The 24,818-nt window shown below is 63.2% G+C and carries 25 protein-coding genes and 1 pseudogene; 9 read left to right on the top strand and 17 right to left on the bottom strand.

Annotated features, from left to right (window positions below; genetic code table 11):
• Positions 1-75 precede the first annotated feature (75 nt).
• A pseudogene (locus B4400_RS24910) lies at positions 76-294 on the top strand (hypothetical protein); the annotation flags it as partial.
• A gap of 335 nt (positions 295-629) precedes the next feature.
• On the opposite strand, the gene B4400_RS11995 reads toward B4400_RS24910, so the two are convergent.
• The 6 genes from B4400_RS11995 to B4400_RS11965 form a co-directional block, all read right to left on the bottom strand.
• The gene (locus B4400_RS11995; protein ID WP_286151307.1) at positions 630-1,199 is read right to left on the bottom strand and encodes a hypothetical protein; all 570 of its coding nucleotides are present in this window, start codon (positions 1,197-1,199) and stop codon (positions 630-632) included.
• A gap of 216 nt (positions 1,200-1,415) precedes the next feature.
• Positions 1,416-2,018, bottom strand: a complete 603-nt coding sequence (locus tag B4400_RS11990) for a hypothetical protein (protein ID WP_078311280.1) — start codon at positions 2,016-2,018, stop codon at positions 1,416-1,418.
• Between the two features lie 26 nt (positions 2,019-2,044).
• On the bottom strand, positions 2,045-2,602 hold the full coding sequence (locus B4400_RS11985; protein ID WP_286151304.1) for a hypothetical protein: 558 nt from the start codon (positions 2,600-2,602) through the stop codon (positions 2,045-2,047).
• Positions 2,603-2,714: 112 nt separating this feature from the next.
• Entirely contained in the window at positions 2,715-4,535 is a 1,821-nt protein-coding gene (locus tag B4400_RS11980; RefSeq protein ID WP_286151303.1) for a hypothetical protein, read from the bottom strand.
• 15 nt (positions 4,536-4,550) lie between these two features.
• A complete protein-coding gene (locus B4400_RS11975) occupies positions 4,551-4,871 on the bottom strand; it encodes a hypothetical protein (protein WP_078311278.1) in 321 nt (106 codons plus the stop codon).
• Positions 4,872-5,507: 636 nt separating this feature from the next.
• On the bottom strand, positions 5,508-6,443 hold the full coding sequence (locus tag B4400_RS11965) for an endonuclease/exonuclease/phosphatase family protein (protein WP_078311277.1): 936 nt from the start codon (positions 6,441-6,443) through the stop codon (positions 5,508-5,510).
• Positions 6,444-6,742: 299 nt separating this feature from the next.
• On the opposite strand from B4400_RS11965, the gene B4400_RS11960 reads away from it, so the two are divergent.
• Positions 6,743-9,709: a methyl-accepting chemotaxis protein gene (locus B4400_RS11960; RefSeq protein WP_286151300.1), complete on the top strand. Its 2,967-nt coding sequence runs from the start codon at positions 6,743-6,745 to the stop codon at positions 9,707-9,709.
• An 8-nt stretch (positions 9,710-9,717) separates the two neighbouring features.
• Here the strand turns inward: B4400_RS11960 and B4400_RS11955 are convergent, their stop codons facing one another.
• From B4400_RS11955 to B4400_RS11950, 3 genes are all read right to left on the bottom strand, one after another.
• The gene (locus B4400_RS11955; protein WP_170914983.1) at positions 9,718-10,227 is read right to left on the bottom strand and encodes a hypothetical protein; all 510 of its coding nucleotides are present in this window, start codon (positions 10,225-10,227) and stop codon (positions 9,718-9,720) included.
• Positions 10,228-10,407: 180 nt separating this feature from the next.
• Positions 10,408-10,572, bottom strand: coding sequence for a hypothetical protein (locus B4400_RS24640; protein ID WP_170914982.1), 165 nt, complete (start codon positions 10,570-10,572; stop codon positions 10,408-10,410).
• 337 nt (positions 10,573-10,909) lie between these two features.
• Complete coding sequence (locus B4400_RS11950; RefSeq protein ID WP_286151318.1) at positions 10,910-11,479, bottom strand: helix-turn-helix domain-containing protein; 570 nt, start codon at positions 11,477-11,479, stop codon at positions 10,910-10,912.
• A gap of 145 nt (positions 11,480-11,624) precedes the next feature.
• On the opposite strand from B4400_RS11950, the gene B4400_RS11945 reads away from it, so the two are divergent.
• Positions 11,625-11,879 (top strand): hypothetical protein, encoded by a 255-nt coding sequence (locus B4400_RS11945; protein ID WP_078311275.1) that lies wholly within the window; start codon positions 11,625-11,627, stop codon positions 11,877-11,879.
• Between the two features lie 408 nt (positions 11,880-12,287).
• Here the strand turns inward: B4400_RS11945 and B4400_RS11940 are convergent, their stop codons facing one another.
• The 4 genes from B4400_RS11940 to B4400_RS11925 all read right to left on the bottom strand — a co-directional run bounded on the left by B4400_RS11940 (position 12,288) and on the right by B4400_RS11925 (position 16,519).
• Positions 12,288-13,859 carry a DUF4132 domain-containing protein gene (locus tag B4400_RS11940; protein ID WP_170914981.1) on the bottom strand — a complete coding sequence of 524 codons (1,572 nt, stop codon included), beginning with the start codon at positions 13,857-13,859 and terminating at the stop codon, positions 12,288-12,290.
• Positions 13,860-14,101: 242 nt separating this feature from the next.
• Positions 14,102-15,049: a hypothetical protein gene (locus tag B4400_RS11935; RefSeq protein ID WP_078311273.1), complete on the bottom strand. Its 948-nt coding sequence runs from the start codon at positions 15,047-15,049 to the stop codon at positions 14,102-14,104.
• 7 nt (positions 15,050-15,056) lie between these two features.
• Complete coding sequence (locus B4400_RS11930; protein WP_078311272.1) at positions 15,057-16,064, bottom strand: hypothetical protein; 1,008 nt, start codon at positions 16,062-16,064, stop codon at positions 15,057-15,059.
• A complete protein-coding gene (locus B4400_RS11925) occupies positions 16,061-16,519 on the bottom strand; it encodes a GNAT family N-acetyltransferase (protein ID WP_078311271.1) in 459 nt (152 codons plus the stop codon). The genes B4400_RS11930 and B4400_RS11925 overlap by 4 nt, the downstream gene beginning before the upstream one ends.
• Before the next feature lie 302 nt (positions 16,520-16,821).
• On the opposite strand from B4400_RS11925, the gene B4400_RS11920 reads away from it, so the two are divergent.
• The 3 genes from B4400_RS11920 (at position 16,822) to B4400_RS11910 (ending at position 18,519) form a co-directional block, all read left to right on the top strand.
• Complete coding sequence (locus tag B4400_RS11920; protein WP_078311270.1) at positions 16,822-17,772, top strand: hypothetical protein; 951 nt, start codon at positions 16,822-16,824, stop codon at positions 17,770-17,772.
• 148 nt (positions 17,773-17,920) lie between these two features.
• Positions 17,921-18,211 (top strand): hypothetical protein, encoded by a 291-nt coding sequence (locus B4400_RS11915; RefSeq protein WP_078311269.1) that lies wholly within the window; start codon positions 17,921-17,923, stop codon positions 18,209-18,211.
• Entirely contained in the window at positions 18,208-18,519 is a 312-nt protein-coding gene (locus B4400_RS11910; RefSeq protein ID WP_139361368.1) for a hypothetical protein, read from the top strand. The genes B4400_RS11915 and B4400_RS11910 overlap by 4 nt, the downstream gene beginning before the upstream one ends.
• 32 nt (positions 18,520-18,551) lie before the next feature.
• On the opposite strand, the gene B4400_RS11905 is transcribed toward B4400_RS11910, so the two are convergent.
• Both B4400_RS11905 and B4400_RS11900 read right to left on the bottom strand, forming a co-directional pair.
• Entirely contained in the window at positions 18,552-18,749 is a 198-nt protein-coding gene (locus B4400_RS11905; RefSeq protein WP_057966339.1) for a helix-turn-helix domain-containing protein, read from the bottom strand.
• Between the two features lie 500 nt (positions 18,750-19,249).
• Entirely contained in the window at positions 19,250-19,771 is a 522-nt protein-coding gene (locus B4400_RS11900; RefSeq protein WP_078311267.1) for an OsmC family protein, read from the bottom strand.
• Between the two features lie 115 nt (positions 19,772-19,886).
• On the opposite strand from B4400_RS11900, the gene B4400_RS11895 reads away from it, so the two are divergent.
• The 3 genes from B4400_RS11895 to B4400_RS11885 are packed head-to-tail and all read left to right on the top strand — an operon-like array spanning position 19,887 to position 21,678.
• Positions 19,887-20,687: a class I SAM-dependent methyltransferase gene (locus tag B4400_RS11895; RefSeq protein ID WP_078311266.1), complete on the top strand. Its 801-nt coding sequence runs from the start codon at positions 19,887-19,889 to the stop codon at positions 20,685-20,687.
• A complete protein-coding gene (locus tag B4400_RS11890; RefSeq protein WP_078311265.1) occupies positions 20,684-21,361 on the top strand; it encodes a helix-turn-helix transcriptional regulator in 678 nt (225 codons plus the stop codon). Before B4400_RS11895 ends, B4400_RS11890 begins: the two co-directional genes overlap by 4 nt.
• The gene (locus B4400_RS11885) at positions 21,343-21,678 is read left to right on the top strand and encodes a cupin domain-containing protein (RefSeq protein WP_078311264.1); all 336 of its coding nucleotides are present in this window, start codon (positions 21,343-21,345) and stop codon (positions 21,676-21,678) included. The genes B4400_RS11890 and B4400_RS11885 overlap by 19 nt, the downstream gene beginning before the upstream one ends.
• Before the next feature lie 76 nt (positions 21,679-21,754).
• Here the strand turns inward: B4400_RS11885 and B4400_RS11880 are convergent, their stop codons facing one another.
• A complete protein-coding gene (locus B4400_RS11880; protein ID WP_078311263.1) occupies positions 21,755-23,644 on the bottom strand; it encodes a family 2A encapsulin nanocompartment cargo protein cysteine desulfurase in 1,890 nt (629 codons plus the stop codon).
• Positions 23,631-24,554 carry a family 2A encapsulin nanocompartment shell protein gene (locus B4400_RS11875; RefSeq protein WP_078311262.1) on the bottom strand — a complete coding sequence of 308 codons (924 nt, stop codon included), beginning with the start codon at positions 24,552-24,554 and terminating at the stop codon, positions 23,631-23,633. Before B4400_RS11875 ends, B4400_RS11880 begins: the two co-directional genes overlap by 14 nt.
• Positions 24,555-24,818: the final 264 nt, after the last annotated feature.

The following is a 24,818-nucleotide window of genomic DNA, read 5'->3' as shown; positions in this document are numbered from 1 at the left end:
GTGCGGATGCGACGGAGGCGGTTCACGGCTAGAGCGTCGATCGCCATGGCTTGCGGGGGGTGGCGGGTCGGCCGTGTGGCACCCGAAATAATCCAAGCCGTTGGTGTTGCCGTTGCTGCGATCCTCGCTGCGTGGCAAGCGTTGACCTCGCGCAAGGTTCGCGATCTAGAAACCCGGCTGCGGGCAGTCGAGTTGGAGCGAGACACCTTCCGCGCCAAGTTCCGGGCCGCTGTGCGGCATATCCGCGACTGGATGGGCGGGGCGACACACCATGTACCCGGCGCCCCGCCACCGCCCTACCGCCCGAACTGCGGTATGAGGTGTGGTCCAGCCCTAATTCGGATGTGCGAGACGCGACGTCAACCTCGCGGTTGCCCTTCGTGGGTTGGTGTTGACGGGTGCATCGGTGAAGTCCGCGCGAATTAGCCGTCGACCCAGTCGACTTTCGACGCATCCGATGCACAGGTGGCCAGCATCGTTGGGATTGATCGCAAGCCAGAGATCGTGATGCAGCATGTAGTACTCGTCGTGACCCCGCCCATCGACATTGTCGGTGTCGACTCCGCAATCTGCACACGACCAATCAATTGGCGGCATCGAGGGCTGCGAAGCGACGTTTGCTCGGCGGTTCATCGCTGTACTCGCAGCGGCTTGGTTATGGGTGAGCCGTCGTTGTGGCCGTCGGCGATCTCCTGCAGTTCGGTGGCTTGGATGAGTAGTTGAGCGCGAGCGTCCAAGCGGATCGGGCTGATCCAGGTGTAGACCCCCATCGCGGTAAAGAAGGCGACCATCAATAGATCACCAACCTTGGGTTGTGCGTTCAGATTGGTCAGGATCAGCAACGCGGCATAGACAGCCATCCACTTGGTCGGCGTGCTGCCAAGATTGGGTTGCGCCAGCGCTGCCGCGGCGCGCAGTACGGCTGGATCGGTGGGGATCGGGCCAAATAGAGGTGCATTGAACGCTTCGGCTCGACGCTCTGGTTCCACCGCGCTAAGAGTCTCGCGAACGAAAGTCGCCCGCTTGCGGCCAGCCAGCGCGAACCACACTCCCAGCACGGCCGAAACGGAGACGCTCACAGCAACTTTGGTGGCGGACAGCTCGCCATCCCAGAAGGCCACTGCCAGCACTCCGAGCGCCAACTGGGAGTGCAACACCAAGTGCACCCACCACGGAGCAATCTCTAACCGGAGCCTCACAAGGTGAGTATAGGCATGCAGCAAAGCATCGGGCGCGCATGGAGCTGGTGACGCGAAGTGCCGGTCCGGCGTTAACTCCGTGCCCGCGTGTCTTGGGAACGGACCCACCGCAGGGTTACGCGGCACAGTCCCACGGCCGCGGTCCACCGTGGTCGACGGCGCCCCCTAACTCCCTCCAAAGTGGAGGAGTCAGGGGCGTTTCGTGGTGTCAGACGCCTAGGCTAAGAAATCGGAGACCTGGTGAAGAACCTGGGCGATCTCGCCATCGATCCTCGTGCGCGGCCAAGAATCGGAACCCCCGAAAGCCCACATGACCGATAACTCGCGCAGCTTGGCGATCACGTATGAGAACTGGGGAAGTTTCAACGGCGGCGTGTAGGTGTCTGACCGGATTTGTTCTACGAGTAAGCCGTTCAGTCGGTTCGTCATCGCTTGGTGGATGACTGGCGGCCCGGGGTGCCCGCCGTTTTCGGGTAGGGACAGCCACAGTTCGACGTCGGCGGCGCGCGGGTCGCCGCCGATCGTGAGAAGACGGTGGACAGCGGCGATTGTCGCCTCGCATGGACTCCACAGGCCGTAGTTGCCGATGAACGGGATGTCCTTGGCCACGACCGCCAGACCGTAGAGGACATCCTGTGTTGCAACAAGACTGAGCAGCATCGCTGGTTCAAAGAGGAGCTGCATGCCGACATCCCCGCCGACGGTGCCCTTCTTGATTGCCCGATCGACGATCTGGTGTCCGCGCTTGCTCAGGAGCCATGAAGACTGTTCGTACAAGTCGGATAGGCGCGGCTTGATCTCGCCGTTGATTTCGGCCATCTGTGTCGGGGAGAAGCGGGCGATTTCTACTGCCCCTTCGTTGATACTAAGTGCGGCGGCCGTGACCCGGGCCCGTTCTTTTGTCCGTGCTCCCAGAGCTGTTGCGTGAAAGTCAAATACACCTCGATGGAATCAAGGCTGAGATTGGATATCTCGCGTTTGCCGCCGTAGAACCCCGGTACGCTCGCTCCCGCGCACGCATCGAACGGCAATTGGTTGAGCCCGGCCGCGGCCATCCATTCGCGGAACAGTTCGGGCGTCAGGAAGTCTTGCGCGAGCGGCACGCTGAGTGCCCGCTCGAACGAGTGCGCATCCACCCACGGGGTGACCGAGCCGTCGAATGGATCGAGAACGACCACAGTGCGCGAGGTCTGCGCATTATCGGGTAATCCTTCCGGGGTGAGCCGGCTCGTGACCGCGAACTGACGTGCCAACCAGTCAAACCCGAACACCTCCGCATCCAGCCCACGCGACCGGAACATCGCGTTTACGGTCGCCTGAGCTACTGGAGCAGAAGCAGCATCATGGAAACGAAGCAGACCGCTATTCATGGAACGCCCGCACAGCCCGCGATCGGCGAACACGCCGCCAACCAGACCCGGGCGCCACACAGCGTTTGACCGTGTCGGCGGATCGAATGCGAACTCCATGAATCTTCCTGTTGTCGTTGCGGATGTGCCTAATTCATAGCGTAGGTCAGGGATCCGGCGGGCGTACACCACCGAATATGGTGCCTGGCGGGAACTCGTTCATCCTCGAGTTGAGCTGCGATCCGAAGCTCATATTCACGCTGCCATCGAGCAGTCCCATGTTGCCCACCGTGTCGGTGCCGCCAGCTTGCAGGTCGCGCGTGTGATCAACGTGGAAGCCCGGCGGTACACGGTCAAGGCCAAGGGTGTCCAGGAACAGCTGGCGGACCGCGGGGTCACGCACACCAGGTGGAGTCTGGCTGAACCCGCCATCTCCGACAGCGTCATTGAACTGCTGCATCTTGAGCTGCATCTGGGACTGCTGGAACTCGGACCAGCCGTCCTTCATGTTGATCTCGACGTGCGGCAAGTTGCTGCCGCCACCATGGTCACCGCCTTGGACATAATCGCCTGCCGGTGCGGGGTGCTCCACCGAATGATGCCCACCAGCACCGTCATCAAGTCCGTGGGTGATCGCGCGGCCTTCGGTGCCGAGTAGTGCGCCTTCGCCGCCGACTGGTGCTGTTGCGATGCCTGCGGCGATTTCGATGCCGTGTTTACCGATGAAAGCTTTGGGGTTGTCGATGCCGGATTTGACCTCATCAATAGCGCCCTTAGCCTGGTCGATGCCACGTTCAACTTGGTGGACGGGATCGGGGTTGACGACATCCCACAGCCCTTTAGCGACACCCTTCCACGCCTCTTTCGCATGGTCGCCACCGTTGATACCCAACAGGTCATCAACGGCGCGGCCGGATTTGTCCCATGCCTCGGCGAATGCCTCCCCGCCACTTTGCCGGACACGCTCGGGTGTGCCTGGTTCGGGTGTTGCGACGATGGGGCGGTCTTGCTGCGCGCCCTTGATGGCCTCGGATAGCTTGGCCTCGACCTGATCTGGCGGCACCGTGCGCTGTAGGTATGTGCGCATGGTGTCGATGGCCGCTTTGCCTTGCGGGGTGTTGGGGTCCAGCTTGGGCGCCGGCGCGGTGCGGGCATCTGGCGCGGGCGGCGGCTTGTCCAAAGGGCTTTTGGGCTCGGTGATGCCCATAACGCCCAGTTTGTCGGTGAGGCCTCCAGCGCGTGGATCGGGTTGGAACGGCTTGTCGCCGGGAGAGGGCGGACCTAGCACGGGTGCGTGTGGATCGGTAGCGGTAGCGGCTGCGGCCTGCGTGCTGGCCGGATCGGTGGACTTGGGGTACTGCTTTTTGTAGTCGATGGTGGTGGCGGCGGTCGGGTCGCCTGGCTTGGGTGTGGCGGCGTCGCGCAGAACCTTGCGCCCGTCCACTAGGGAGGTTTTTGGGTTGATGTAGCCGGTGATCTTCTGGGCCGCAGTATCGGCTTGGCCTTTGAGCGTTTGGCAGCCCTTCTCCCACTTGGCGACATATTCCTTGATCTGTCGCTCGGCGTCTTCAACGTGCTGTCGGTTCTTGGCGGCGGTCTCTTCGCTCATGCCTTCCGGCGGGGTGTAGCTCATGTTGAAGTTTTGGTCGATCGAGACGCCCTGATCCTTGGCGCGCAAAGCGTTTTCGATCATCGTCTTGCCGTTGTTCAGCGGCGGCAGTACTTCATGGGTGATGGTGGCCGAAGCTAGCGTGACGATGTCTTCGGCGGCATCATCGGCGTTATCGGAGCCGTGGCAATCGAGGGAGGCTGCCTCATAGGCTGCGTTGGCGGTGCGCCCGGTCCACTCTGTGCCTGCGGGTGCCCCGGCCCAGCGTTTGTAGTCGTCGAAGGCTTCCTTGAACTGTGTGGTCTGCGGACGCCAGGTATCCACCACAGCCATATAGGCGTTGGGGTTGATCGCCATGAACTCATCGAGCGTCGTCACAAGCGGACCGACCTGCTATGCGCGTAGCGGCGGCTGATAGATGCTGGGCAGGCTGCGTAAACCGGTTTCGAGTCCACCAGCGGTGATGGCGATGACGTGCTGTGCCTCGTCACTGAGGTCAGCGACCGTGGTCAACCGGGCAGCCCCGATCCGCTTCACATCCGCGATAGCTTTCGACACCCCATGCAGCGCCGCCAGCCCCGGATCAGCACCAGCGGGAGCCGAAACACCAGCGGCAACGCTGTCTCTGATCTGACCGGCAAGTGTGCGCAGATGCGGACCGAGCTTGCCCAACGCCGCAAGATCAACCTGGAGCACGTTCTCATCGCCCGCCACAGCACACCCCCTCCTACGAACACCCCCGGTGATTCACAGCACACTACACAGGTAGTGCCTATTACGGGCAACAACCTAGGCCCCCGGCCAGCAATCTGTCAGCATCCTCGTAGAGGGCGCCGCCCGCAGGCCATCATGGTTGCGAAGCCGGGGGGTGGCGCCCTCACAACCTGGACACCCCGCGCGCCGGGTTCTGCAGAGCCGGTGCCGTCCCCTTCGGTCTAACCCCACCCTGCGCAAGGGGGCGGCACCTTCAGCCACTGTGGTCAATCGGTTATCACCGAGTTCTCACAACTCGGGCGATCGCAGCCGGTCGAAACTTGTTCTTCTGCACTATCGGCAGAGAGATCGGACCGTGCCGATACTTCGACGGTCTGCGTATTCGAATGCCGCACGGCAATGGCTGGAGTGTCGGCGGGACTCAAATCTCGCCTACACCCTCCGGGCCTGGTGCGCCGTCAGGGATCCCACTCTCATCCACCTGAGCCTCGATCTGATCAGGAACGGCAAGTCGGCCAAGCCGCAGTTTCGGGCCCGCTACGTAGACGGCCGAATCATCTTGTTCGACCCCATCCCATCCGACGCGATACCGGTGAACTGATAAGTGACACAGGTTAAGTAATGAGGAGGTTCTGCTTACCCAATCGTGAATTCGGCCCAGAGCGGGTAGTGGTCGGAGATCCGCCATGAGAGTTCGTTTTTGGTGAGGTTGGGGTAGCAGTGGGGTACGAAGTCGAACGATCCAGCCTGTTTGGCGTAGGTCAGAGACTGTAAGAGTTGGGTGCCTGTGGGTGTGGAGAACCAGGCGATCTGGTCGTAGAAGTGGCGGGTGTGGTCGTTGTCAAAGATGGTGCGGCGGATATTATTTAGCTCCGCTGGTGGCCACAGGCCCGTCGATAAGAACGCATCGAATAGGGGATCGCCAATACGGTCCAGGTTGAAGTCGCCCAGCACCAGCAGGTTGGTGTTCCAGTCGGATTTGCGTTTGGCCCAGGCGAGCATCCACTGTGCGAAAGCGGTGAGTTCCGGCAGCCGGTCTTCAGGTGCATCGCCCCAGAGCACGTGAACGGTGGTCAGGATGAACTCTGTGTCGCCGCGTTGGAAGCTGGCAGCGTAGGGGGAGCGGGCGAACTGGCGTACCGGCTTATCGCTTACTTCTGGTAGCGCCAGTTCGCCTACGAGCCCGGATGGTTGGACTCGCTCGGTGTTGTAGACAAAGGCCAACCGCTCGCCATTGCCGGCATCGTCTTCGTTGACATCGGAGACGACGGCGCGCCATTCGGGTCCGAGGGTTGTAAGTAGAAAGCGTAGAGCGGTGGGGTCGCGGCGGATTTCCTGCAACGCCACGACGTCGCATCGCCGAATCACTTCGGCAATGAAGGTGATGGACCGCCAGTCGCGTTTGGGTGAATCACCGGAACTGGCTTGCCAAGTCGGGCTCAGGCCACCGAAGGCGCGCAGATTCCATGTGCCAACGACGAGATTGGTGTCGGTCTGAGGCGGGATTGTGCCTGCGACGGCACTGCGCAGCGCGGTGCGCTGCGTCACGACATCGGGCGGCACGGAAGCCATGGGTGCATCGCAGCACAGAACGGGTCGCTCTTGGGCCTGAGTTGTTGATCTCATCCAAATACTTGCTTGTGGCAAGTTGAGGTTCGCCGCGGCCTTCTGGCGATCAGGTTGATCCAGCAGTCCGCCGCAGCTGAAGTTGCTATTCACGGCTCCTGGAAAGCTCGTGGCATCGGACACCCGTAGGGAGTGCGCGACAATGGTGACACGTGAATAAATGTTTGCTATCCGCGTGGACAGTGATCCGCGGGTAGGCGTAGTGTCACGTCCCTGAGGGCTTTGCAGAGGTTGACGGAGGCGATGTGTCGGGGACCGAACGATCAACTGAAGCGCTGACAGCGGTAACAGAATGCCGCGATTTGGCGCGTTCAAGTGCGGTGACGCGAGAGTTGCCCGCGCGTGATCGTGCTCCCCAATCCAGCCCCGATCGGGACCCGGGTCGCCGCCTGGCTGCTTTCGCTGGTGGAAGCGTCCTGGTTATCGGCGCGGTGATTGCGCTGCACACGCTGTACCGCACCGGGGATGGTGCCGGTGATCTGGCCGGCTGGGCTGGATTGTTGCTGCTGGCATTGACCGCGCTCGGTGGCGGAATCAAGCTCGCGATGTGGGGCGTCCGGCCGGTCACCGCAGCGGTGTCCGACGAGGCGAAGGCGCGCCTCTCGGAGCCTGTGCTCGCAATAGTCGCATCGGGTGCGGTCATCGTTGGCGCGTTGGGCATGTGGTGGACGTTCCGTGGTGGGTACGCCATCTGGTGGCAGCACCTGACCGGTGAGAGCCGGTGGTCGCTGTCGCTTGGGGTTGGGCAGATGCTCACCGCGGTGTTGGCCGGCGCTGCGTTGTTCACCGGAGGCCGGTATGTGACCGGCCTGGCCAAGGAAGCTCTCACCGACTCAGGTCTATTCATCGAGCGTGACCGCGCGGGCGGCAGACGGCGGGCGCCGGAGGGGCTGTGGCATCCGGGCCTAGTGGCCGCCCTGATCGGGGGCGGTTTGGGGTTGGTGCTACTGACCGTTGGTATCACGCCGCGGTTGTATGTGTGGATCACCGGCCCGGATGTACTGCCCGCTGTGGGTGCCATCGCAGCGGTGCTGCTGTGGGCGATCGGGTCCAACCTGGGCTGGTGGAAAGGCCTTGTGGGGCTCTATAAATGGGCCACCGACGCTTCCCAGAAGGCCACCGCGACCGCGGGTGTGGTTGCGGTGTTGATGTTTTCGGCCAGCGGGCTGGGTTTGGGCTGGTTCACTCCGGCGACGGTGCCGCAAGCGCATGCGGCGTGCCCACCCGACTGCGGCGGCCCGGGCGGTAGTGATGGACCTCCTGGGGGCGGTCAGATGTTCCAGCCTCCCAGTCAGGGTGGGCCGCAGATGCCGGACTATCAGGGCGGTATCAATCAGCCGCCGATGGATCAAAACGGCTCGATATCGATCTACAACACTCAGGCTCCCTCGGTGGGCAACAGCACTGGCTCCCAGGGCGCGCAGCAGGGTCCTCAGCAAGGGTGGGATCAGCCCGCGCACGGCACCCAACCCCCGGATTACCAGAACGCGACTCCGTATACCCAGGGGCCCGGGCGTCCTAACCCGGATTTCAACCCGGGATCGCAAGGCGCACAAACTAGCCCGGGCAACAATGCGGGATCGCAGGGTGGACAGTCGAATCAGGGTGTGCAGCAGCCTGCACAAGAACCGCAACAGGCGACCCAGAATCAGCCGCCGCAACAAGATACGGGGGAGCAGCCTGATCAGCAGCCGCAGCAGTCGGATCAGCAGAAGATCGATGACCTGACGCGGCAGTTGCAGGAGAAACAACAACAGTCCGGTCAGGACCGGCAGCGCCTCGACGACTTGACCAAGCAGTTGCAGCAGAACAAACAGAACCAGAAGCAACAGCAGTCGACGAAGTTCCCGTCGAAGGACAAGAAGAAGGACGACAAGGACGAGCAGGACGACCGCGACGATCAGTCGCAGAACACCGACCTGGCTTCGCTGCTACTCGGTGCCGCGTCGACGCGGCGGCGTAAGCAGGATGAGCAGGAGCAGGGCCCGGATACTCAGGCGCTCGGTCAGGATGCATCTCAAGCGGTGCAAGGTCTTCCGGGTGATGTGCAGACATACGTACAGTCCGGCCAACAGATCGGCGAATCATCAGGTCAGGCCGCGCAAGGCTTCGGCTCGGCAGCGCAGGCCGGTGCCTCGCTGGCGTCGTCGGCGCAGTCTGGTGCCGTGAATCCGCAGGACGCCATCACCGTGGTTCAGGGTGTCTCACAAGGCATTCAGGGCACGGCCGATGCGGTCAATGCGGGCAGTCAGATCGTGAAAACTGCTCAGGGAGAAGCAGATCAAGTCGCTCAAGCGGTCGGGGACGCCAACCCCCAACTCAAACCCCAGACCGAGCAGTTCACCCAGCTCAATGACCAGGCTTCGCAGGTGACGGACATGGTGGGTCAGGGCGCAGAGCTGACGTCACAAGCTTCTGGTGCGGTGAACTCGGTGAGCAGCATGGGGTCGGGCGGCGCACCAACTGACGCGGCGGGTGAATCGGATCCTCTGTCGGGAACCGCTACGGCCGTTGACCACGAAACTCCCACCCCGAAGCCAGGTGACCCGCCCAACCCGAAAGACCCGAACCCGAACTATCCGAACCGCAACAATGACGGGACCTATCGGGGCGGCAACGACGGCCGCGACGGCAAGCTGGAAGAAAAGCTAGCCCTGGATAAACGTGAGGCTCAGACCCGTATCCCGATCACTCGGGATCAGGTGCGGGCGACCGTTCCTGGTGCTACGAACCCCGACGGGTCTGAGCAGTGGCGTTACTACGACGGATTGGAGCCGACGGGGCGCACAGGCGAATATCTTGGGCTTGAGGCTAAGGGCGACGGTGGCGTTCGAACCGGACCGCAGAAATCATTCGATCGCCTGGTCACACCGGAAAACCCAGCGAGGGCGACGCTCAATGGTGAACCCATCAGGATTGTTGGCACCCAGCTGCTGTATCCCGAACTGAATTCTGGTGGTGGTGGCGTGCCTGCCGAAGCAGGCCCGGGCCGAGGAGGCGCTGCGCCGGCACCCGCTGCGCCACGACCACCTGCACCTGCGCCCGTGCAACCTGGAGAGGGCGGTTTACGTTTCGGCGGGTTCGGTGGAACGCTGATCGGCCCACCTGAGGAGTCCTCAATGCCAGGTCATGGTTTGGAGGTCTACCCCGCGGACCCGAGTATTTCGGGTGGCTCCACGGTCAGCGAGATCGACGGCCAACATCACGGCTAGCTATGAAACTAAGCGATCACTCCGCGGAGGTCCACGAGGGTCCCATCAGCGGCGTAGCCCTCAACGGGGCGCAATGCGTAGCCGTCCGGAATTGCGCCGGTCTCGTAATATGAGGCGAAAATTTCAGCGGCTTCTTCGGATGTGAAAACCTCTGGGCGGCTGACATATTCGGCGCCGTGTGGCAACTGGATCGCCACATCGAGAGGTGCGTCTCCGTGGTGCTGATGTCCGATCGCATACCGGACCCACTGCGCGCCCCACTGTTCGCCGCCGGGCTTACGAATTTCGATGGCAATCGCTGATGCGCTGTGCCCGGCTGCCTGCAGGTATTCGGTTGTGGCCTCGTTGGCCACGTCTTTGTACTCCCTGCCGACCGGGAGCGCGTACAGCAGCAAGCTCCAGTTGCCGTCTTGTCCGAACGCTCCCAGTGGGCCTAGGAACTGCAGCGGACCAGCGCCGCCGTCCATCTCCGCGACATTGCGGCCGCTGTAGATCATCACATGCGTCGGAACACCCATGCGCTGATCCTAGCCCCTCGTCCTGCTAAATGCTCTGGCGTCTCCAGCCAGCGAGCATTCGGCGGATAGCAATCCCTATGACCTCGTGTCTGGGTGTCTTTGTGGACACATCGGCGAAGCGGCTGCCTGTGCGTTCGGCTACATACATGCGCTCCGTGGGGCCCGGTTCGGGCAGCACGCTTAGGCCGCGACGGTCACAGGCGCGCTCACCTGCGACCGCCACATCGCAAACGCGTTGAAAATGCAGGTGTTCAGGACGTCCTGGAGCTGGTCGAGCGGCACTCGCAGCATCCCATCGCTGATCCCGATGTAGACGATCTGTCCATCGTGAACCGCGACAGCCACATGCGGGTCATCGACCCCGTGGTTCCTGTTTCCATCCCGGCTCCTGGGCCGTATCCAGGTGCACTGTCTAGAATTTCACAGCGTCGTCGCGCCACCGTGGTGGACTGGAGTAGTGAGCGGGGCGCCGGTCTCGACAATTACCTGCTACAAGCAGGCTGTCAAAGAACTTGTGCCCCTGCGAGTTAAGCTCACCGGTGATCGGCAGATGTGCTGCCGCTCGATCTATACGATTCGACGAACGGTCATGCGTCAAAGCTATTCGGCTAGAACCGTGATGCTCCTGCGCCGGCTACGCCTTTGATTCATCTGCGCCGCCTGCGTTTCCGCAGTGGCAACCTCATCTGTTACGAGGCATCGAACGCGGCGCGTGACCATCATTGGTCCGCAGCACCTCCAGCACCTCGTCCACCACCACGCGAGTGAGACGACCACGCTTCTGCGCTGTGGCGTCGTCGCCTGCGCGAGCATCTCTCTCCTGGGTGCCTGTGCGGCCGAACAGGCCGCGACCGCTGGCGAGGATCTCGGCCTCATGCCCAGGCAGCTCAACTGCAACTCGGTCTTCCACCTGTCCCCAGCCCGGGTCGAGTCGCGGATCAATGGAATCGCTTGGCGTGGAGCTATGTACAGGTTCACCGAGTAGTGCCCGACGTAGTTGCATCGCAGGGATGCTCAGACGATCGGAGATCACGACTTCGCCGTCAGAGGGAAGAAGGTCGGCGAGACGGTGAGGTCTGCCTGTCACGTCGCTGAGGGCAGCAGCAAGTGCGAGGAGCACGGACACGCTTGCGCTCATGCGAGATGTTTCAAGTTGGCCTATACGGCTTGTGCGCCAGTCTAATCCAGCGCGCGTTACCGCGCGGGCGAGTTGGTCCTGGCTGAGCCCCAACTCTTCTCGTAGGGCACGCACTCGCCTGCCCACTGCAGCGTCGAAATGCTCCACAGCCCAGACGTTATCTCAAAAGCTCAAATTTGAAGATCTGTTGACATGCGAGCTGCGTGCGCCTACGGTCTGCGCAACAGATATCTGTATTTAAACAATTGAAGGGGTTGTCATGAGCTATACCGCCACCGAGATCGAGGCACATCAACGCGAGAGCCGGATTGGGACTACTCAGAGGCACTTTCGCTTGAGCCATGCGCTGCGCGGAGCCTCGGATGTTGTGCTGGCACCGAGCTCCGACTGTGCCCGCATCTATGTATTCCGCGCCGATCAAGATGGGGAGATCGCCGATTTTGATGCCCTATCCACTGTGGATGGCGCGACGGGTCCAGAGGACGCACTCGCTCGACTTGGCTACGCCGCCTGACGCATCCGCGCGCACCGACATGCACGTCGTTTCGCGCGTCTAGACCATGGAACAGGACATCTTGAATCCCATCGCCCACATAGTGGAGTTACTGGACTGCCCTCAGAAACAGAGCAACCCCGGCGCGCCGTAGCCATCAACCGGGGTCAGACGGATCGTGGGGCCGAAGCCGCAGAACCCGTACCTTGCTCACCGACAAGTATGCCACTTGCGATGGGCTTCTTGCCTTCTCGCCGCAGATTTTCGGTAAATGCCGCACTGCGCGATTCTGGGCCCGAGTCTCGGACGCAAGGTCCCTCGGGAAACAGCTAGACCCCCGGATCTACAGGGGGTCTGTACGTTCGGCATGACTCTAAATACGTAAGAGTCGGGCACACCACTGGTTGGGCTGTGCAAACCCGGACGCGGTTAGACGTCGCGATCGAGAATGGCCGCGACGGTTCCGACGATCGTTGTCAGCAGTCGATCTGATGCTGGTTGCCACACGGCGTGGCGTTTCTTCGGTGTGATGTCGACGGGGTCGCCGTCGCGCGTGACTCGGCCCGTGGCGATGCTGATTCTGAATCCGTTGACCTCGACGTGTCGTTGGGCAATTCGAACCGGTTCTGCTGACTTCAGCTCGGCCAGGACATGTTCGAGGATTACGCGTCGTGTTGCGAGCACTCCCGCCGGTGACTGGGCGGAGAAGGAGCCGGATTCGGACGCACTCTCGATCGCGACTGTGGAGGCGCTGAGGATCAGGTCGGCTGAGCGGATGATCTCGGACACTGCGGGCAGGTCGTCGCATCCATCGGCAGTAATTGTGACGGAGCCGTCCGCGGCCACCCCCAGCGCTCCGACGCGCAGGCCTACCGCACTGCAAGTCTGCAGTCCCGAACCCGGATACACCGAGCCGTCGAACCACATCTCCGCGCCTACCGCTCCCGCTCGTCGGCTGATGGTCTCGTGGCCTTCGGATGTCCACCCTTCTGCTCGATACAGACCGGTCAGCTGTCGCACGCTCAGAACCGCGTCACTCTTGACCAGCCGGTCCGCGTCGGCACTGGCGTAGTGCTCGCGGAACACTTGCGCGAACGGCTGCACCAGGTGGTGGTTTCGGACACGCAGGCGCCATGCGTCTCGTTCGCCGGGCGTTGCTGCTGCGGGATGCCACAGTCGGATCCTGGAGGCGGTCGAGACGTTGACCGGATGTCCGGCAGAGTCGGCGAAGTCGCCCGGACTGCCGAGGAACGTCGGTCCGTCCACGACCTGCCAGACCAGATTGGCGCTGATCGGGGCGACTGGAACGGCGAACGCAGCATCGATCCAGGTCTGATACGACCACGACGCGCAGGTGAGCCAGCCTGCCTCCAACGACTTGGTCCACGTGGTCAACTGCGCCTTGGTGGGCGAGGTTTCGAACGGCAGCCGCAAGGCGACGTCCGGGCGGCTGGCGAGGGCCCTCCGCGCCTCCTTGATGTACCTGGCGAACTTCTTCTTGATCCCCGCGTGCCGTACCTCCCGGGTTGTGTCCGCCAGACCCGCCACGCTCTCCGGAGTCGGCGCCACCATGATCGCGCGCGCAAGCGCGAAAGCCGCCGCCTGGGACGGAGCCGATTTCGCCGCCGTCTGGGGTGCGATGGCGGCTCGTCGCAGAATTCGAGGGATCGGTTCCGCCCAGTCGGCGTCCAGGCTGAGCGCAACCAGCGCGGCACGCTCGATCACCCGCGCATCATCGGCGCTGAAGGCTTTATCCGCGATGAACGGCTCTGTTCCATCATGGATGGCCGTCAGACGCGAATCCGATATCGTCAGAATCTGCCGCGCGAACCCAAGGTACTCGGGATCCTTGCTGAGCTGCTCGATCAGCGCGCGCAGGACATGGTGGTCCTCCCCGATGAACACCCACCGATCGCGCAGCATCCCCAACGCATTCGCGGCGGGCAATCCGAGACGGACCTCGCCATGGGCTTCCAGTTCCTCGAGGAACCCGTCGGTCATGCTGGAGAGGGTACGGCTCGGCCTGACGGAGACGACGACACACCATCGGGCGACGGTCATCGCCTGGACGGCCGTTCCTCGAACACGGTGCTGTCACCAGTCGATGACCGCGAGACCTCATTCGCACACCACCCCGCGAACTCGAGCCCGATTTGGGACCGACAACTTCGCTGAACTGTTCGCGGTGTCGCGGCCGCCGGCGTAAATGCTTGCCGCGGACAAGGTGGTCCGCGGAGCGACCACTACGAACCCGTCGATGGGTGTGCGATTGCCCACCACGCCGCTGTCGGCTCTTGTAGGCGACCCAGCACCACCGCCTCAGGCACGGATGTGTACCGCGCGAGGGCGCACAGATAGGCACGCATCGCAATCGCCGCATAAATGGTGGTTTGCGAGGTGATCTCTAACGTCACGTGCATCTCCGCTGTCGAAACGCCTCCCACTGAAGGGCCGACAGCCGCGTACCCGATGAGCCCTGCCTGGCTGAAGCGACCGTGCGTCGCCGCGGACAGCAGCGAATACGGCATCCCCGCCAGCTCATCTTGCTGCAACCCCGACGCCAGGTAAAGGTCCTTCACCTGCTGTGTCTCTGGCGGCGGCGCGTCGTCGAGGCCTTGACCCGCACGAGCGAGGACCGGGGCGTCCCACGGCCGCGGTCTCTTGCGGTAGGCCGCTTCGAGCCCCACCGTCGAGCCGACGGCCAGGTAGTCGGCGGTGCGGTCGTCGCGTTCAGTTGTGGCCTCTTTGTTGTCCGACGGGAACGGTAGGCCGTACAGCGCGGCCAGCTCCTCGTTCAGGTACCGCCGTAGCCGCTCTTCCTTGGACTCTGCGGTGAGGACATACCACGCCTTGGCGGCCATGACGGCACATGTACGTGCCAATGGGAACGGGGCCAGGGTGACCCGGTCGGTGCGCAGCAGCCCGGCGACGCCGCGGAGAAGGTCGCACTGGTTATGGCCCGCGACGACCTGCTGCGTTGCCAGGGTCAGCAAGGTCTGTTTGGACCGCGTCCCTGGATGGTCATCGCGCGCGGCGGTGTCTCGCAGCGCCTCACTCCCGAAGTTGAACGGGTACGCCAGCTCCCGTTTGAGTAGGTCCTCTGCCGCGTCAGCGAACTGCATCACCACGTCGGCGAAGTGGTCGAACTCTGGCGGTGTCAGGCGCCCACTGGGGGGCGGTGGGATTGTCATCAGGCGCTTAGGTCCTGACCTCACGCACCGGTTGCGCTTGCGTGGCGGCCAGGGTGCGGGCCGGGTTCTGCACCAGCTCCGCCAGCGACCGGAACCGGTCGTGCACGTGCGCGGCGGTGCCGTGAATGCTGCGGACCGCATCCAGCAGCTTGTCGCGCGTCCGAAAGCCCACGGCGGGTGTGTGTTCCTGCTCCATCGCCTGGTTGTACCTACGCTGGGCCGCCCACATCGCCTGATCGCAGGCGTGGTTCGCCTTGGCGGTCGCCGCGGTCTCCGGGTTCCGCTGCGTCAACAGGTCGATGCGGCCTATTCCGTCAGTGCAGGGTCGCTGGGCTTCCACCTCTTCGAGCTCAGTGGTGTACCTAGCCAAGATCTCTCGCGAAGCGATCGACTCCTCCGTGTTCAGATTGAGCGGTATGGCGAGGGTCTGCACGTGCGTGATGACCGATGGCACCACCGCGAGCGAGATCGATCCGGGGTGCTCGTGCACGTTCACGTAGCGCACCACCCGGAACCCCTTCTCGGACAACAGACCGAGCCGGACGTTGCCCAGGAAGTCTGTCGGCTCCTCGCCGAGAGGGGACACCTCGGAGTCGGCACAAGTGATGTGAACCCGGTAGAGGTAGAACTGGCTCTCCGCGTCGGACTCGTGATTCATCCGGCGGAACATGTTCTCAATTGCGGACTCGAACGTCCCCAGGTGCGTCGCGTTCACTTCGGGAGACTCGTCGGTCGGCGGCCAGTCCGTGCGAGTGGTGCTGTGGTACCAGGCCATCCGCTCGATCTGGGCGGGGTCGGTCGCGGGGTCGGATAGGTCTGTGAGCACCGGATGCAGTTCTTGTGCGGAAACCTCTTGCTCGCAGCGACAGCTCCGGGATTCGCCTTTGATGCGGTCCTCGAACGTCATGACCACGCGGTTACCGCACTCGGGGCACTCGAACCAACAAGCGTCGTAGGAGAAGTCGACTGTCCTGTCGAACGTCGCTGTGCTGTCCTCGTTGTGGGTGCGCTTCATCGGTCTACCGGTTGGATGAACAGCGGGCGCCAACCGCCTTCGGGGTGGTTGAAGCGATCCCAGCCGAGGCGCGTCCAGAATTCGTCCGCGTTCTCGCTGTAGGCGAAGAGTCGGCGATCCCGGTGCCGCTCAGTGAGGCCCTGCACCACGCGTGTGCCGATTCCCCGCCGACGGTCGGCGGTGGACACCTCGATGAACTGGATCTCTAGCCGGTCGTCCCCGAGGTCAGGTACGTCCGTGTACTTGGGGTTGATACCGCCGGGGTCGTCGAGTTCAACCCGGGCGACCTCCACGCCATTCTCGTCTACCACCTGAACGAACCACGGATCGTTGACGTAATACCGGACTTCGTCCCACCAGTGTGGGTGCTCGTAAGTGATTGCCGTGTCGAATCGCGGAGCCCACGAGTACTTGTCCGCGGAGCCGCGCCGATAGTCGACGAACTCCAGAGCCATGGCGAGCAGCCTACGGCTGAACCCCGACGGGTGGGGCCCCGCACCCTTATCGGCGCAGCTCACAGACCTGATTAAATCCAGATCCTGGTAACCAGACGAAACGCATGAGACCTTCATTCCGCCATTCCCCAGCCTCTCGATCCCCGCGTTTCTCTGGGTCGAATCCGGCTGTCTCACAGCTCATCACAGTCACGACACATCTCTGCGCGATGACCGACGAGAATTTCCATTCCCGCAGTGAGTCAGCTGAAAGTGAAATGACCGGGGGAGCAGCCCGCTGTGGAGAGGAATAGCATTGCCCGATGGGGGAGATTTCCTTGGGCTATGAAGAAGCAGTTTTGCTCGGTGACCAGATCAGTTCGCATTGTGGTCCGCTGATGAGAAACGTCTTCGATACCCGTCGGCCGATCGAAGAAACTATCGCCGACATCGAGCAGATCATTTGGCGCGTTGGATATTTGAAGCCGTACGCGCACCTTACAGACGAACTGGCGCGAACAGTTCGCCAAGAACGTCAGAAAGTGATGCAGTCCTCGGCGTTCTGTACCGTCACTGAATGGGGATTCAACGACAGAGCGGTCGTGTTGGTGTGTCACTGTTACTCGGGCTTGAGGGTCAAGATGGATCTGGACACAAGCACCGCATTCGTTACGGCGGTGCTCGCCAAAGCCAGTCAAATCGAGCGCTCGAGAATCTGTGGTTCGCATGGTTGCGCGAACCCACCGGTGGGAGTTATTCAGGAAGACACTTCGCTGATTACTTCGCGATACGCTGGACTGGGGATTGGTGAGCGCCTCTATGACAAGGCCTATGCAGCCGTGTATGCGGCTCAAGTTGCAGCATCTGCGCGGAAGGCCGCAGATGCTGTCGCGCCAGAGATGTACTCAGAAGCTGAAGAAGAGGCAGTGGAGGCGATGAGACTCGCGGATCAGGTACGCAGCCGAGCCGACAAAGGGGAGTTGGAGGTCTGGCGTGCAGGGGAGACGCTGCGGTTAGCGAGTGAGGCGGCAAAGGATGCTCGGCGTGTTGCGGACTTGGCGCTAGTCAAGATTGAGACCCAGGAGCGGCTCATAGAACGAGGGCCTCGCATATCTGGGCTACCAGGCACTACATACAGCAAACGTTTACGTGCCAAGTTGCATCGGCAGAACCCCTATATCTGGCAAGACTCCGGCTGCAAGATATGTAGCGAACCCAATCGGAGTTGGAAAGATGTCGACGCCAACGACATCTTCAGAAGTCATGAGTGGTGAAGCTCGTGGATTTGATGCAGGCATATCGGCTCCTGATTACGGCCATTTCCACCTCTTCCCGAAAATTGCCGGTTCTTTTGCCGTAAACTATTGCAAGGCAACATAACCACCGTCGACAAGCCGTCGGGATGTCAGTGATACTGCACTTGTGTCGACTGATGAGGGCCAGCTCCATCACATCTGCGAGGTCTGCGGTCGTGACGAAGTATTGACCGCGGATGATGCGTTCGACGAGGGTTGGGATTACCCACCGCGCATGGGGCAGTTCGGTGTGGTCGGCCCGCGCATCTGCCCGAACTGCCCCGCAAGTGCAACAGTTTGGGCAGCGATCATGCTCGACGGATACACGGCGGATATGCTCAGCGAGCAGCAGCAGGCAACGATCGCACGCATCGCTGGAGAGCCGGATTCAATCCTGGTTCAGGAAGATTCGTCATGAGCGAACCTGACCCTGAACCGCACCGTTGGCCCGCGTGCTACTGGCCAGGCTGGGCATTGTTGTACGCGAACCTAATTCGTGACCTCCGCGTCATGGACCCCGATCTTTTCGTCGACAACGTATGGGACGGCGGGATGCTGTTGATCGGTCATGTCGTGACCTCTACGGAGGGTGATGCGGTGTTCGACCGGATCGAGAAGGCCGAACGCTTAGCGGAAATCAGCTGCGTGGTCTGCGGTGAGCTCAGCGACGGTTCTCGCGGTGTGTGGCCGCCGCTATGTGGTGGCCACGCTACAGAGGGGGAGTAGCCGTTTCGTTGCGGAGACTGTCATGGCGAGGTTCATGCGGCGCGGGCGGCGGCGACCACCCGCTCGATCTCCGCTGCCTCGACCAACGTGCGTCTACCAAATTTCACGACGGTCAGTTGGCCGCGCTGACGCATCCGATACAGATACTCTCTTGAGACGCGCAGGATCTCGGCTGTCTCCTCCATGGTGTACAACACCGGTCGCGAGGGAGTTGCATCGTTTTCGCTCATGACGAGTGATGATTTACGGAGTGCCGCGAATTCACGAGTGAGCCGTCACGACACGCCGAAGCAGATCGGTGTTTCGTCAGAAGGCTCGGTTTACGCGAGTGCACAGTCGACGGCAGCGTCGGCGACCTCGGTGCCTTCGACCAGGCACTCAAAGTTGACACCGCTTTGACACAATCGCCACCTGCGGATGGTCGCCCGGGAAGGTCGCAGTGCACGTCAGTGCACACCGGGATTGTCAGCTACGATCCTGTTTACCCAGTTCGCGCTGACTTGAAAGCGAGAGACGGCTAACACCGTCCGGGGGTTCAAATCCCTCCGCCACCGCTCTTAACGCCGCAGCTGGACCGTGCGCAGCTGCGGATGTTCCGGTTCCCGGCCCGGCTCGAACGGGCTGCCTCCCTCACCAGCTGCGTCAGCAGCGGACCGCGCGTACCGGTTAGCACGGTCTAGGGCGGGGCGCCGGTGATCCTCTCAGCGAGGCCCCTCGCCCGGCAATAGATTTACGACTGCGGCCGCGTGATCAGTTGCGTGCGCACAGGAGTGGAGCCGGTGGTCAGGTCCAGCACCGGGCAATGTGCGTCCACGGCTTCCTGAAGTTCGCGGTACCGCTCGTCGCTGTCCGGCCCGGAGACCGTCACCGTGACGCGGATCTGCTGGAAACCTGGCCGGACGCTGTCGTCCAGGCCGAAGAATCCGCGGACATCGAGGTCTCCCTCGGCGCTTGCGCTGAGCGTGTCGACGTGAATCCCCAGCCTTTCGGCCCAGAAGCGGTAGGTCACGACCTGGCAGGACAGCAGCGATGCCAGGTAGTACTCGACGGGGTTGGGTGCCGTGTGCTGACCGCCGAGGCTCGGTGGCTCGTCGACGTGGACGCGGTACTTGCCGAGGGTGATCTCGCTGCCGACGGTGCCCTCCGGACGGGCGGACGCCTTGAACACCACCGTCGCGGCGCTCGGGTTGTCGGCGACCGCCGCTCGGGTCGCATCGGTGATCGCATTGAGGGATGTTGTCGAGGCAGTCACGCACGGTGACGTTAGTCCGATCACCGCCGCGAAGGGAGGTTTGCTTCCGTGGTGAATCCAACCCTCCGAGGGCGTGGGCCTATTTAAAAGGAGAAGTATCCTCTAAATTGGAACTATGGCTGACAGCGAAACGCTTCCACTGGCCGGGCGCAGGGACGAAGACCTTCCCGGGCACTGGCTGCTCGCGCGACTGGGCAAGCGCGTCTTGCGTCCGGGCGGGCTTGAGCTGACCACCCGTCTCCTGGCCGCCGGAAAGGTGACTGACGCCGATGTGGTGGAGCTCGGGCCGGGGCTCGGCCGGACCGCGCGCGACATCGTGGCGCTGCACCCGCGGTCTTATGTCGGTGTCGATGACACCGCGGCGGCTACCTCATCGGTGCGCGACGTTGTCGCACCGTGTGGTGGCCGCGTGATCGTCGCGGACGCCGCCAGTACGGGGCTGCCCGATGCCAGCGCCGATGTCGTGGTCGGCGAGGCAATGCTGACGATGCAGACCGATAAGGCCAAGCGGGCCATCGTGGACGAGGCCTATCGGGTGTTGCGGCCGGGCGGGCGGTACGCGATCCACGAGCTTGGGCTGACACCGGACTCCGTGGACACCGCCACTAAGGACGACATTCGCCGGGCCCTAGCCCGCTCGATCAAGGTCAACGCCCGGCCGCTCACCGTGGTCGAGTGGAGCGAGTTGTTGAGGGCGTCCGGATTCGAGGTGGTGAGCACCGACCGGGCGCCGATGGCGCTGCTCAACCCGCGACGCGTCGTCGCCGATGAGGGCATTGTTGGAGCTCTACGGCTGTTGAAAAACGTTCTGCTGCATGGCGCCGCGCGCAAGCGAGTGCTCGCGATGCGTCGTACGTTTCGGCACCACAGAGATGCGCTGACGGCGGTCGCCGTGGTGGGAGTCCGGCCCGAATGACGGCTCACCGCGGGGCGGGTCAACAGCGGGAACGCGTCCTGGGGCTGCTAAGGGAGGCGCCGCAGCCGGTCGGTGCGCAGCACATCGCCGATAGTCTGCGGATCCACATCACCACGGCGCGCTTCCACCTCAAGACCCTGGAAGAGCAGGGGCAGATCGTCCGGCGCGGTGGCAGTGCAGGCCAGAAGGCGGGCAGGCCCAGCCTCGCCTACGCGATCGCCCCACGGCTCGACTACGCCGATGTCGTGTCACTGTTCGCAGTCCATCTCGGTGGCACCCCCGCCGAGCGCGAATCACGAGCGGCGCTGGTGGGGGCCGATCTGGCACACCGGGTAAACGTGGCGCGGCACCGGGCCGCGATCCCTGCGGCCGATTTGGTCGTGGAAACCCTTGGAGAATTGGGGTTTACAGTGCACTCGTCGCTGATGTCCTTTGGGCGCACCACTGTGCAGATTTGTTCCTGTCCACTTGCCGAGATCGCCCAGACTGCCCCGGAAGTGGTTCGCGGAATCCAGCGGGGTCTCATCCAAGAAGTTCTCGATGTCAACGCCGAGGCGGTCGGCGGGCAGTTCCAGGTGACTGTCGCACCGGATGCCGGTCACGGGGACTGCACGGTCAGCCTGACTCTGGATCCACAGGTGAAGGGAGATAAGTCATGGATGTCATCTCGATAACTGCTCTAGGGGACGAGCAGGCCGAAACAGCGCGGAACGCGCACAGTGGTCGGTCCGCGCACACGGTGCACGGTGGCAGGGACCACGCACTGAAGCAGGTGGTGTTGGCCCTCGGTGCCGGCCATAAGCTTGCCGAACACGAAAACCCCGGCGAAGCAACATTATTGGTGCTCAGTGGGCGGGTGGAGCTCGCGACGGCGACGGCGACGGCCGCGCTGGCCGCCGGCGATTACGTGGTAATCCCGCGAGAGCGGCATGACCTCACCGCGGTCGAAGACTCGGCGGTGCTGCTGACGGTGGTGGGCCGGGCGGGCTGAGCTCGCCGAGTGCATATCAGGTGCAGGGCATTTCGATGAGATGCCTGCGCGCGGTATGCACCCGACGAACGCTGCTCTACGCCTTGGGCCCGCCGCTTTCCGCCAGGCGCCGCACCGCGTCGATGAAGACGTCGATCTCGTCAAAGGTGTTGTAAAACGCGAACGACGGCCGCACCGTCTGCTCCAGCCCCAGCCGGCGCAGAATCGGCTGCGCGCAGTGGTGCCCGGCGCGCACCGCGATGCCGTCGGCGTTGAGCGCCTTGCCAACTTCCACCGGATCGTGTCCGTCGAGCACGAACGACAGCACCGACGCCTTGTGATCGGCCGTTCCGACCAGCGTTACGCCGGGGATCGCGGCCAACTGCGGTGTGGCGTACTCCAGCAGCGCATGTTCGTATTCAGCGATCCGGTCGATGCCGATGCGCTCCACATACCGCAGTGCCTCACCCAGTCCGACGGCGTCCGCGATGTTGCCGGTGCCCGCCTCGAACTTGTTGGGCGGACCCTGGAACACCGCGCGCTCCAGGGTGACATCGGCGATCATGTTGCCCCCGCCCTGCCACGGAGGTGTCTCGGCCAGCGCGTCCTCGCTGCCGTACAGCACGCCGATCCCGGTGGGGCCGTAGATCTTATGACCCGAGAAGACGAAGAAATCGGCGCCGAGTTCCTGCAGGTTCACCGTGAGGTGCGGTACCGATTGCGCACCGTCGATGAGTACGCGTGCGCCATAGCGGTGCGCGATCTCGACGATCTGCTTGGCTGGTGTCACCGTGCCCAGCGCGTTGGAAACCTGGGTGGCTGCAACCAGTTTGGTACGCGGACCGACCAGGTCTTCGAGCTCGGACAACAGCAGGTTACCGGCGTCGTCCACCGGGGCCACCTTGATGACGGCGCCGGTCTTCTTCGCGATCTGCTGCCACGGAACGATATTGGCGTGGTGCTCCAAGTGGGTGATGACGATCTCGTCCCCGTGCCCGAGGTGCTTGCCGCCCCAGGCGTGCGCCACCAGGTTGATGGCCTCGGTGGCCCCGCGCACAAAGATGATGTTCTCGTCCGCCTCGGCGCCCAGGAACTTGCGGACGGCGCCGCGGGCATCCTCGTACGCGTCGGTGGCCCGTGCCGCCAATTCGTGTGCGGCACGGTGGATATTCGAGTTCTCGTGCTGGTAGAAGTGCACCAGCCGATCGATCACCGACTGCGGCTTCTGCGTGGTCGCGGCGTTGTCGAACCAGATCAGTGGCTTACCGTTCACTGTCTCGGACAGGATCGGGAAATCCGCCCGAATCGACGCGACATCGAAGGCGCGCGCGTCCTCGTGAATTGGTGCCGCAGCCGGCGCCCCGCCCAGGAAGTAGTAGTTCGCCTCGTCGCCGCCGGTCGGCGCCACCGGGGTCGTCCAACCCAGGTTCGGCACCCCGGGTGCATCCGAGTACGGAGCCACGCGAGGTGAGGTGGCGGCTGGTGCGCCGGAGTTCACCGAAGGGGTTGCGAGCACCCCGGGGATCGTCGGAACCAGCCCCGAGGGAACGGCGAAATCGGCCAACCCCGTCGTGGGATAAGCCGGATAACCGGTTGCGGCGGTGTGTGCGGCGGATGTACCCGATGTCAGGTCACCGCCACCACCGCGCGGAGCCACCGGCACCGCTCCGGGAATTCCGTCGGGGGTCGCCGAACCGAAGGCCGTAACCGGAGGAGCCACCGTTGCCGTCGACAGGGCGTCCGCCACCGGTGCCGGTGCATACGGACTGGCCAACGAGCCCGCCGTGGCTGCGGCGGACGAGCCCGCGGTCGCGTCCGGGACGTTGCCCCGGGGCGCCACGGGTACGGCCGGTCCCGGAGTGTCGATACCCGGTGCTCCGGAAGGTGTTGCCTCCCAGAACAGCTGAGTGGCCAAGGCCGACAGCTCCGCCGCGGATGGGAAGCCAGGTGGGCTGTCGGTTACCGGGATCGCGTCACTTGTAGACATGGAACCTGTCCACCTGCACATCGTCGAGAACGGCAAGTGCGTCATCGGTCAGCACAGCCAGCGACGAATACAGGGTGACGAGGTATGAGGCGATGGCCGACCGGTTGATGCCGGTGAACCGCACCGAGAGACCCGGCGCCTGCTCTCCGACCAGACCGGGCTGGAACAGGCCGACGACGCCCTGGCGCTCCTCGCCGGTGCGCACCAGCAGGATCTTGGTCTTGGCGTCCTTCACGGGAACCTTGTCCGACGGGATGATCGGGATACCGCGCCAGGTGATGAACTGCGCACCGAACAGGCTCACCACAACCGGCGGCACGCCGCGGCGGGTGGCCTCGCGGCCGAATGCCGCCACACCCAGCGGGTGGGTCAGGAAGAAGCCGGGGGTCTTCCACACCTTGGTGATCAGGGCGTCCAGGTCATCGGGGGTGGGGGCGCCACCGAGGGTCTTGATGGTCTGCTCCGGCGTCGCCTGGGCCAGCAGGCCGTACTCGGCGTTGTTGATGAGCTCGCTTTCCTGACGTTCCTTGATGGACTCGATGGTCAGGCGCAGCTGCTGGGCGATCTGGTCGTGCGGGCTGGAGTACAGATCAGAGACCCGGGTGTTGATGTCGAGCAGCGTTGAGATGGTCCGCAGCGTGTACTCGCGCGGGTTGGTCTCGTAATCGACGTAGGTCTGCGGCAGCGGGGCCTCACCCTCGCCCTGCTCTTCGCTGTGGATCGCAACCTTGTCGGGGTTGATCACGCGGTTCACGCGGTAGATGCCGGCCTCGACGGGGACCCAGTTCAGCAGGTGCAGTAGCCACCGCGGGGTGATCGTCGACAGCTGAGGGACGGTCTTGGTGGCATTGGCTAGCTGCCGTGCGGCGAGATCGCCGAGGGCCTGGGATTCGTTCTTGGCAGCGGGCACAGCGGTTTCCTCCTGGGCGAATGGGATTAAGACCTGATGTCTGAAATCCTAATCGGGATTGGGTCGGCGCATCAGGTAACGAACACCCGTGCGCCAAACTCCGCAGGACGGGGTTTGGGTGACCCGCGGTAGAGCGGCGGGTTCGCCGCGCGGGTGCCCGCGGTGGGGTGGAGGGCCGGCAAAAATCCGGCCGCCTGGCCAGACGTACGTAGACTGGATGCATGCAGCACGTCGCACCATCGCACCGACTTCGGGCGATCAGCG

This window comes from Mycobacterium sp. D16Q13 (assembly GCF_002013375.1).
Taxonomy (GTDB): Bacteria; Actinomycetota; Actinomycetes; order Mycobacteriales; family Mycobacteriaceae; genus Mycobacterium.
The sequence above is the reverse complement of the archived record's forward strand: the minus strand, read 5'-3'. Positions and strand labels throughout refer to the sequence as shown.

Bases quoted from the DNA above. Each gene is read 5' to 3' on its own strand.
- B4400_RS11990 (WP_078311280.1), bottom strand. From the start codon at position 2,018: ATGGCCGAAATCAACGGCGAGATCAAGCCGCGCCTATCCGACTTGTAC.
- B4400_RS11965 (WP_078311277.1), bottom strand. From the start codon at position 6,443: ATGGCTTCCGTGCCGCCCGATGTCGTGACGCAGCGCACCGCGCTGCGC.
- B4400_RS11955 (WP_170914983.1), bottom strand. From the start codon at position 10,227: ATGGGTGTTCCGACGCATGTGATGATCTACAGCGGCCGCAATGTCGCG.
- B4400_RS11945 (WP_078311275.1), top strand. From the start codon at position 11,625: ATGAGCTATACCGCCACCGAGATCGAGGCACATCAACGCGAGAGCCGG.
- B4400_RS11940 (WP_170914981.1), bottom strand. From the start codon at position 13,859: ATGACCGACGGGTTCCTCGAGGAACTGGAAGCCCATGGCGAGGTCCGT.
- B4400_RS11935 (WP_078311273.1), bottom strand. From the start codon at position 15,049: ATGACAATCCCACCGCCCCCCAGTGGGCGCCTGACACCGCCAGAGTTC.
- B4400_RS11930 (WP_078311272.1), bottom strand. From the start codon at position 16,064: ATGAAGCGCACCCACAACGAGGACAGCACAGCGACGTTCGACAGGACA.
- B4400_RS11925 (WP_078311271.1), bottom strand. From the start codon at position 16,519: ATGGCTCTGGAGTTCGTCGACTATCGGCGCGGCTCCGCGGACAAGTAC.
- B4400_RS11920 (WP_078311270.1), top strand. From the start codon at position 16,822: ATGGGGGAGATTTCCTTGGGCTATGAAGAAGCAGTTTTGCTCGGTGAC.
- B4400_RS11910 (WP_139361368.1), top strand. From the start codon at position 18,208: ATGAGCGAACCTGACCCTGAACCGCACCGTTGGCCCGCGTGCTACTGG.
- B4400_RS11905 (WP_057966339.1), bottom strand. From the start codon at position 18,749: ATGAGCGAAAACGATGCAACTCCCTCGCGACCGGTGTTGTACACCATG.
- B4400_RS11895 (WP_078311266.1), top strand. From the start codon at position 19,887: ATGGCTGACAGCGAAACGCTTCCACTGGCCGGGCGCAGGGACGAAGAC.
- B4400_RS11890 (WP_078311265.1), top strand. From the start codon at position 20,684: ATGACGGCTCACCGCGGGGCGGGTCAACAGCGGGAACGCGTCCTGGGG.
- B4400_RS11885 (WP_078311264.1), top strand. From the start codon at position 21,343: ATGGATGTCATCTCGATAACTGCTCTAGGGGACGAGCAGGCCGAAACA.
- B4400_RS11880 (WP_078311263.1), bottom strand. From the start codon at position 23,644: ATGTCTACAAGTGACGCGATCCCGGTAACCGACAGCCCACCTGGCTTC.